Source organism: Psychrobacter okhotskensis (genome assembly GCF_965638355.1).
In the GTDB taxonomy this organism is placed as follows: Bacteria; Pseudomonadota; Gammaproteobacteria; order Pseudomonadales; family Moraxellaceae; genus Psychrobacter; species Psychrobacter okhotskensis.
On the sequence record NZ_OZ281822.1, the window covers coordinates 3,337,324 to 3,345,411 of the forward strand.

The 8,088-nt window shown below is 42.9% G+C and carries 8 protein-coding genes; all 8 read right to left on the minus strand.

The window, feature by feature from the left end:
* Window positions 1-60: 60 nt before the first annotated feature.
* Window positions 61-735 carry a riboflavin synthase gene (locus ACSUPM_RS13905; protein ID WP_025651986.1) on the minus strand — a complete coding sequence of 225 codons (675 nt, stop codon included), beginning with the start codon at window positions 733-735 and terminating at the stop codon, window positions 61-63.
* Between the two features lie 419 nt (window positions 736-1,154).
* A complete protein-coding gene (gene ribD / locus ACSUPM_RS13910) occupies window positions 1,155-2,240 on the minus strand; it encodes a bifunctional diaminohydroxyphosphoribosylaminopyrimidine deaminase/5-amino-6-(5-phosphoribosylamino)uracil reductase RibD (protein WP_436880035.1) in 1,086 nt (361 codons plus the stop codon).
* Between the two features lie 42 nt (window positions 2,241-2,282).
* Window positions 2,283-2,759: a transcriptional regulator NrdR gene (gene nrdR, locus ACSUPM_RS13915; RefSeq protein ID WP_025651988.1), complete on the minus strand. Its 477-nt coding sequence runs from the start codon at window positions 2,757-2,759 to the stop codon at window positions 2,283-2,285.
* Window positions 2,760-2,879: 120 nt separating this feature from the next.
* Complete coding sequence (gene mnmE / locus ACSUPM_RS13920) at window positions 2,880-4,325, minus strand: tRNA uridine-5-carboxymethylaminomethyl(34) synthesis GTPase MnmE (RefSeq protein WP_436880036.1); 1,446 nt, start codon at window positions 4,323-4,325, stop codon at window positions 2,880-2,882.
* A gap of 173 nt (window positions 4,326-4,498) precedes the next feature.
* On the minus strand, window positions 4,499-6,190 hold the full coding sequence (gene yidC, locus ACSUPM_RS13925) for a membrane protein insertase YidC (RefSeq protein WP_173239054.1): 1,692 nt from the start codon (window positions 6,188-6,190) through the stop codon (window positions 4,499-4,501).
* Window positions 6,191-6,409: 219 nt separating this feature from the next.
* Complete coding sequence (gene yidD, locus ACSUPM_RS13930; RefSeq protein ID WP_025651991.1) at window positions 6,410-6,784, minus strand: membrane protein insertion efficiency factor YidD; 375 nt, start codon at window positions 6,782-6,784, stop codon at window positions 6,410-6,412.
* Window position 6,785: 1 nt separating this feature from the next.
* Window positions 6,786-7,157, minus strand: a complete 372-nt coding sequence (gene rnpA / locus ACSUPM_RS13935; protein ID WP_025651992.1) for a ribonuclease P protein component — start codon at window positions 7,155-7,157, stop codon at window positions 6,786-6,788.
* Window positions 7,158-7,342: 185 nt separating this feature from the next.
* On the minus strand, window positions 7,343-7,477 hold the full coding sequence (gene rpmH, locus ACSUPM_RS13940; protein ID WP_007394757.1) for a 50S ribosomal protein L34: 135 nt from the start codon (window positions 7,475-7,477) through the stop codon (window positions 7,343-7,345).
* Window positions 7,478-8,088: the final 611 nt, after the last annotated feature.

Sequence of the window (8,088 nt, forward strand, 5' to 3'; positions counted from 1 at the left end):
GATTTAAATTGGCTTGCAATTTAAACCAGAAAGAAAGTATGTATTGATAAATGTCACTTACTATCTCATAAAGCCGTTATCTGCTAAAAATGTCTCAGTGATGTTACTTGGTGCATTTTGCGCTGTCGCACTTGCAGTTTGTGGCTTGGTTAGCAACCGCTCTAAATAGCGCGCGACAATATCCACTTCAACATTAACCTTATCGCCTACCAACCAATGCTGAGCAATATTGGTAACTTGTGCGGTATGCGGAATGATATTTAAAGAGACGATATTGTCGCGTACCAAATTCGTCGTGAGACTAATACCGTCAAGCGTAATCGAACCTTTGGTCGCTGTATAATGCGCCAACGCTTGCGGTATTTCAATCTCAATATAGATAGAGCGCGCGTCTTTTTGCAATTTACACACGACGCCGACACCATCGACGTGACCGGCGACAATATGACCACCAAAACGGGTGGTTGGCAACATCGCCTTCTCTAAATTGATGATATGACCTGGTTTTAGCTCTTCTAACGCTGTATGCGCAATTGTTTCACGTGAGACATCAACCGAGTAATGATTGCTGCCAAAATCCACAACCGTCAAACAAATACCATTAGAAGCAATAGAGTCGCCCAGTTTCACATCACTGAAGTCTAAATCATCAGACTCTATCGTCAAGCGTATGTCACCACCTGTAGGCTGCATGGATTTGACCTTTCCGACACTTTCTATAATTCCGGTAAACATATCAACCTCATCTCATTATTATATTGCCGCGATAGACAACGTATTAGTATGTATTAAGAAGGCGTTTGTCTGCCTCTATCTTTTGGTGAAACATGCGTTTATTTTAAGCACACTATGGGATAAGTTGTGGATAAGTAATGAAAAATCAACCCATACACCGTTAAAAACCTAAGTTTTGACCAAGTTATCCACAGTAGAGCAAAGTCTAAGAATAAACCTGTAAATACTTAAAGACTAATAATAAGTAATTGATTTTAAAAGATTTAATATATATTCTATATAAATTAAGGTCTTTTTGGTTTCATGTGAAACAAAGTTATACACAGTTTCATGTGAAACATCACTTGAATTTACTAACTTATCCACACTTAGCACATATTTAGTACAGACTGTGGGCAAGCTGTTTATAAGTGTTCATTTCATAAAGGCAATAAGGTCAGTTTAAGATCAGCACCAACTTGTTCATAACTGTCGATATCAAAACGCAGCTGCTGCGCCAACGATAGCGGATTAAAGTTCACCATCGGGCGCGCCTGTGCGCCTAATAAACAAGGCGCTTGATAAACAACCAGCTCGTCGACCAACTGCTGGCTCAAAAAACTGCCTGCCACGCTGGCACCAGCTTCAACCAATACTTCATAACACTGATGCTCGCTGACTAAATTGTTTAATAACGCAGTTAAGTTATCCTCATGCCAATAAATCGTATCCGCTCGACGGCATAACTGATAATCAGACTCTACGCTGTGCGCTAAGCGCTGACGCCTATCGAGTACGACAACCTTGGGAGCAGGAACTTGCTCAAGCGCTATACCTAACTGGTTTGAGCGTACATTTAATTGAGGATTATCAACGATGACGGTTTCGCTACCTGTAATAATGGCGCCACTGCGGGCACGTAGCTTTTGCACATCCTCGCGAGCAGCGGCACCTGTAATCCACTTCGACTCCCCTGTCGCCATCGCCGTACGACCGTCAAGACTGGTGGCTATTTTAAGCCGTACATAAGGCATCTGGGTACGCATCGCCTTCAAAAATCCGCGATTTAAGGCTTCTGCTTGCTGCGTTAATACACCAATAGTGACGTTGATGCCCGCCTCTTCTAGTAAACGCACACCACGACCAGCGACTTGTGGATTGGGATCTAAACCTGCAATCACTACCCGCTTAACACCCGCAGCAATCAGCGCAAGCGCACAAGGCGGCGTACGACCTGTATGACTACACGGCTCCAGTGTCACATAAGCGGTTGCGCCTACTGCTCGCGTACCTGCTTCTTTCAGCGCAAATACCTCGGCATGAGGCTCCCCTGCTTTCGGGTGAAAACCTTGACCAACGATATCTTCTGCCTGAACAATGACACAGCCTACCGCTGGATTGGGCCTAGTAGTATAGAGACCATGCTTACCCTGCTCGATAGCAAGCATCATAAAATAGCGGTCTTGGGGATCTTGTTCATGGTTTGAAAATTTATGATTTGAGATTTTATGGTTTGAAAGCGTCATAAAGAGGGTACACTTAATAAATAACAAAACAGAGGGTTAAAACTATTTAACGTTGTCGTCCGTTTTTTCGCTGGGACGAATGTTAGCAATTTCTTGGTGAAAGGCATCGATATCTTGAAAATCGCGGTACACACTGGCAAAGCGTACATAAGCGACGTCATCGAGCGTCTTAAGCTCGCTCATAATAATCTCACCTAAGACTTTGCTGCTAATTTCGCGCTCACCCATTTGCCGTACACGCTTTTCGATACGACTAATCATTGCCTCTTGCTCATCAATGGTAATGGGACGCTTTTGTAGCGGCAAGAGTATAGAGCGGCGCAGCTTTTCGTTATCGTAAGGCTCAATCTTACCGCTTGATTTGATAATTCTTGGCATCACCACCTCTACCATCTCAAACGTGGTAAAGCGCTCTTGGCAACTATTACAGGAACGGCGGCGACGCACTTGCGCCCCTTCTGCTGCAAGCCGTGAATCAATCACTTTGGTCTCTGACGCATTACAATACGGGCAATGCATACTATTTTCCTTGTCTTAATATTAAAAGCGGCAACATTAAAGCCATATTGAAGCGCTAATTAGGATGAATGTATGAAACTTTTTAACCATTATTTTCCAATAGAAAAAGATTTAACAAAGCTATTTACCAATACAGAAACTGCCAAAAATTTTACCCAGTAAATCATCAGCGCTGAACTCACCAGTAATCTCACCCAAACTATGCTGAGCTTGACGTAAGCTTTCAGCCACCAATTCACCGGCTTGAAAGACGGTTAACTGCTCGTGCGCTTCTGTCAAATAATTTGCCGTGCGCCTGAGTGCATCCAAGTGCCTTGTACGGGCAATAAGACTGTTTTCGGGCGGATGAAAACCCACCTTAGCACACAATGCTTCGACCAATGTATCGATACCAACGCCTGTTTCACATGAAACATTGACTTGTTCATAACCACGATTCTTTATTTCGATCTGTGAAGCAGAAAGTGTTTTTTTATCGCTATTATCATTTAATAAGTCGCTTTTATTGGCAATAATCAATAATCGCTTAGCCTCTGGTAGCTTGCCAAATAACTGCTCAGCCAGCTGTAGTGGCGTACTCTCTTCCTCAAGGTCGCGGGTCACGTCATAGACCATCATCAACATATCAGCCTGCGTAATAGCGGTACGGGCGCGCTCAATGCCAATACGCTCCACGGTGTCTTGCGTCTCACGTAGGCCAGCCGTATCGGTTAGGTGCAGCGTTAGACCGTTGAGTACTACGGTCTCTTGTAGCGTATCGCGTGTGGTGCCTGCGACGTCAGTGACGATAGCGCGCTCTTGTCCTGCTAGACGGTTTAGTAAGCTTGATTTGCCTGCATTCGGCCTACCTGCCAATACCACATGAATACCATCACGTAATAGCTGACCTTGTTTTGCGGTCGCCAAGACTTGCTGGATTTTTTGTTGCGTGTTCTCAAGATTGGCCTGTATAACGCCATCGGATAAAAAATCAACATCTTCTTCATCGGGGAAATCAATGGCGGCTTCAACATGTAAACGCAGATGAATAAGCTGCTCAAGCAATTCATTGATTTTTTGTGAAAACTCACCACTTAGCGAGCGTATAGCACTACTGGCAGCGGCAGCACTGGTCGCATCAATCGCATCAGCGATAGCCTCTGCCTGTACCAAATCCAGCTTATCGTTATCAAAAGCGCGGTAAGAAAACTCGCCAGCACTGGCTTGTTTGGCACCCAATTCAAACACGCGCGCGAGTAACTGATTTTGCAAAATCATGCCGCCATGCCCTTGCAGCTCAATCACATCTTCACCAGTAAAGGAATGTGGGCCCTTAAAATACAATACCAAGCCTTCGTCAATGGTCGTGCCATCAGCCTGATAAAACCGGCAGAAGCTGGCCATACGCGGGGTAAACGCCGACTTACCCGTGAGCTGACAAGCGATAGCATAAGCACGTGCGCCTGACAGACGAATAACCCCAACACCCCCGCGCCCAAGCGGTGTAGCAATGGCGGCAATGGTAGCCAATCCAGATGAATCAGTTGGGTCTAACGCCGCTTTGACAGAATCCACACTTATTCTCATTAACTAAAAACTCCATTATAGACGGCTCGGCGCAGGCTGACAAAACAAACTTTAAATAGCGGTATTTTGCGCTTTTTAACACGTATCAACATAAGCAAACATTAGGTTTGACGTATAAAAAAACCACCGCTTGTGCGATGGTTTTATTCATTATAAAGCAGACTGCTTTTTGCTTAATCAAGCACCTTGACGGTACGACGCTTTTGCTCTTCGTCGACTTTTTTATTCACAATATATTGCTGAGTCATACTAAACAAGTTGTTCACCGTCCAGTATAGAACCAGACCTGCTGGGAAGAACAGCATGAAAGCGGTAAAAATAATCGGTAAAAACTTCATTACCTTGGCTTGCATCGGATCAGCGGGCTGCGGGTTTAGCTGCTGCTGTATAAACATCGACGCACCCATGAGCAATGGTAATATAAACCATGGATCCATCGCTGATAAATCCTGAATCCATAAGATCCACGGTGCATGACGCAACTCAACACTTTCAACCAGTACCCAATATAACGCTAAGAAAATCGGCATTTGCATTAAGATAGGCAAACAACCCGCCATCGGATTGACTTTCTCTTCTTTATAAATCGCCATCATCTCTTGCGACATTTTCATACGATCATCGCCGTGCTCTTCTTTGAGCACTTTGAGTCTTGGTGCAATGGCACGCATCTTCGCCATTGAGTAGTAGCTCTTGTTTGAGAACCACATCAGCGCAATTTTAACCAAGACAGTCAGTAGAATAATTGACCAACCCCAGTTACCAATGACTTTATGAATGCCTTCCAAGATAGCAAACAAGATTTTTGATATTGGCCATAGCAAGCCATAATCGACAGTTTTGTTCAAACCAACTGCCACATCTTTGAGCTCAGACTGTACCTTTGGCCCAGCATATAGCGTTGCATTTAACGTCACTTGCTTGTTTGGTGCAACATTGACTGGCTGACTGTTAAAGCCGATAAAGTACTCATCAGCCGTTTCACGACTGAAGAACTTACCCGTGAAGTTTTCAGGCGTCCATGCAGAGACAAAATAATGCTGCACGATGCCAACCCAACCTTTATCACTGGTCGTAGTCAACTCACCATCACTAAAGTTACCAAATTTCAGCTTATTGTAAGGATCATCAGGGGTGCCCCAAGCGCCGCCCAAATACGTCGCCATGCTTAGCGCGCCTTTGTCAGACATGCCAGGATCTTTACTATCATCACGTTTTAACTGAGCAAACATCTGCCCTTGCCAAGCAGCGGCAGAGGCATTTTGAATTTGATAACTGATATCAATCGGATATTTGTCTTGCGTAAAGGTAAAGGTCTTAGTAATCGTCACGCCGTCTTTTTTATAAGTAAGCGGTACAGATAACGTTTGCTGCCCTTTTTCCATGACGTAATTATTAGCAGTATGACTGTAATTGGCACGACCTTCTGCGGTGTCAATACCATCTTGACCAATCAGGCCAGACTGAGCCACATAGACGCGATTACTATTATTTTCTAACAGTACAAAAGGCGTCTCGCTATCGAGCGTCGCGTTATACTGCTTAAGCGCAGCATAAACGATATCACCGCCTTCTGGATTGATTTTTATATCATAGCGATCAGTGGTGACTGTGATCAGCCCAGCATCTTTCGCAGGGGTAGCCGTCACAATGCCGTTATCGGCTGTCACGTTATCCACCGTCTGTACCGGAATATCACCTGCTGCGCCAGTCGTAGAGGGAATATCAGCACCCACTGACGTTGCAGCTTCTGGTGCCGTGTCTACAGCTGGTGCATCGGCATAATCATCTCGCCATGCCAAAATCAGCAGATAAGCGGTGATTAGCATCGCAATGATGATCATCACCCGAAATATCTTTTGCATAAACCTTTCCTAGATTAAAAAATTAGGGAATGAAAAATTAGGGCATGTGTCATGACCACGGATCGCCGTTATCTATTAGCGCTGTGACAACGTACTAGCAGTCATTTACATAAAATGTGCATCATTTTACTAAAAATCCACCCTAAATGATACCAACAGTGTGGATAACTTGTGGGTAACTCAATAGATATCCACAAGTTATCCAGTTACTAACACGTTTTACGGCTGTCTCATCATATGGTTTAGGCGAGAAACATAGCTTGTAGTGTCTTTACCAACATATAAACCTTGAGCTTTAACAATCGCTAGCTCGATAGGGGATAAATATTGATAGAAATAAGAGGATAAGGGCAGCGGTACAAAATCGATGCCGTGGCCGCCTAACGGATGACAGCGGCTAATACGTTTTAACAAAAGCCAACTGCCTGACCAGACACCATGCCACGCTACCGCTTGTTTACCATAATTAGAACAAGTTGGATAATAGCGACAACGGGCAGGGATAATTGGACTTATTATCTTTTGATAAAAATAAATAAAATAATAAATCAAAGAAAATAAATATTTATTTATTTTTAAAATAATGAAATTCATTTTATTTTTTTTCTATTTTTTTAAAGATATTATTTATCTCATTTATTAATTCTTTATTATCTAAATCTTTAATAGATTTTTTAACAATGAAAACAATATCCTTGTTTTCTAGTTTTGCATATTTTACGCGGAACTGCTCACGTATTTGACGCTTGATTAAATTTCGCGCCACCGCAGTAGGTACTTTACGCTTGGTAATAGCCATACCGACTCGCGGCTGCTCGTGAGCATTGGTACGTATAAAAGCCATCAAATGGCTCTGGTGCAGCTTGCGCTCTGGGGCATCAAACACCTCACGGAAAGCTGCAGGCGTCAGCAGGCGTTGCTGTTTAGTGAAGCGGGCGGTCAAGGTAGCTGGAGCAGTATTGGACATAGTACAACCTAGTATCAGAGCGGGTGACAATATCAGAAGAATCATAAAATATAGAGACAAAAAAAGCGCCGATGTGGGCGCTTTTAATATATGGCTACGTGTCAGTTGTGATGATTGACTATCGCAATCTATAAATAATAGAAACACAACAAGCACTATTAGCCATGCTCATCGTCATCTACTAATTATACAGTAAGACGATGACGTCCTTTAGCGCGGCGACGAGCTAAGACCTGACGGCCTTTTTTAGTTGCCATACGAGCACGGAAACCGTGAGTACGTTTACGCTTGATCACGCTTGGTTGGAATGTACGTTTCATAACTCACCTATCAAAATAATGGACTAAATTCGTAATAACGGAGGATTATACCACCGCATAGTATCTTGGTCAATGAACTAATTTAATCGATGTTTAGATGAGTAGAGTACATCGTCTCTAAAGCCGTTTTTCTGATTACTCTTGCATCATCAATCTGTGGCTAGTGAATCCAGTTTAATTCCCTAGAAGTCCTTCTTTGTTAATTTAAACTTTTGAAAGTTATCCACAGAAATCTTTGAACTCTATAATAATTAACTATTAATATATATAAGTATTGTTGTTATTGGGAGGCCTATTATCTGTGGTTAAGTCAAAATTACCCTTTATTATCAAAATACTAGACTATGGGTAACCCTGTGGACAACCTGTGGGTGGAATATGGATAACTCGTGTTGTTAACTTATCCACAAAACTATCCACAGCCTTATCCACAAAAAACAGGATGTTATCCACAGGGTATTGTGTTAGATTAACACCCTACTTGATATGTGATTTTGCGTATTCTCTAAGAGCATTTTTGAGGTGATATTCATAGGCAATATGGATGTTGGTTGAGCAGTTATGCCGTTTAGGGCATTTTATTATTTCAGATTATGGGGTTATTATTTTTC

What these genes read in the sequence shown, in the direction of transcription:
- ACSUPM_RS13905 (WP_025651986.1), bottom strand. Translation starts at nt 735, where the DNA reads ATGTTTACCGGAATTATAGAAAGTGTCGGAAAGGTCAAATCCATGCAG.
- ribD (WP_436880035.1), bottom strand. Translation starts at nt 2,240, where the DNA reads ATGACGCTTTCAAACCATAAAATCTCAAATCATAAATTTTCAAACCAT.
- nrdR (WP_025651988.1), bottom strand. Translation starts at nt 2,759, where the DNA reads ATGCATTGCCCGTATTGTAATGCGTCAGAGACCAAAGTGATTGATTCA.
- mnmE (WP_436880036.1), bottom strand. Translation starts at nt 4,325, where the DNA reads ATGAGAATAAGTGTGGATTCTGTCAAAGCGGCGTTAGACCCAACTGAT.
- yidC (WP_173239054.1), bottom strand. Translation starts at nt 6,190, where the DNA reads ATGCAAAAGATATTTCGGGTGATGATCATCATTGCGATGCTAATCACC.
- yidD (WP_025651991.1), bottom strand. Translation starts at nt 6,784, where the DNA reads ATGAATTTCATTATTTTAAAAATAAATAAATATTTATTTTCTTTGATT.
- rnpA (WP_025651992.1), bottom strand. Translation starts at nt 7,157, where the DNA reads ATGTCCAATACTGCTCCAGCTACCTTGACCGCCCGCTTCACTAAACAG.
- rpmH (WP_007394757.1), bottom strand. Translation starts at nt 7,477, where the DNA reads ATGAAACGTACATTCCAACCAAGCGTGATCAAGCGTAAACGTACTCAC.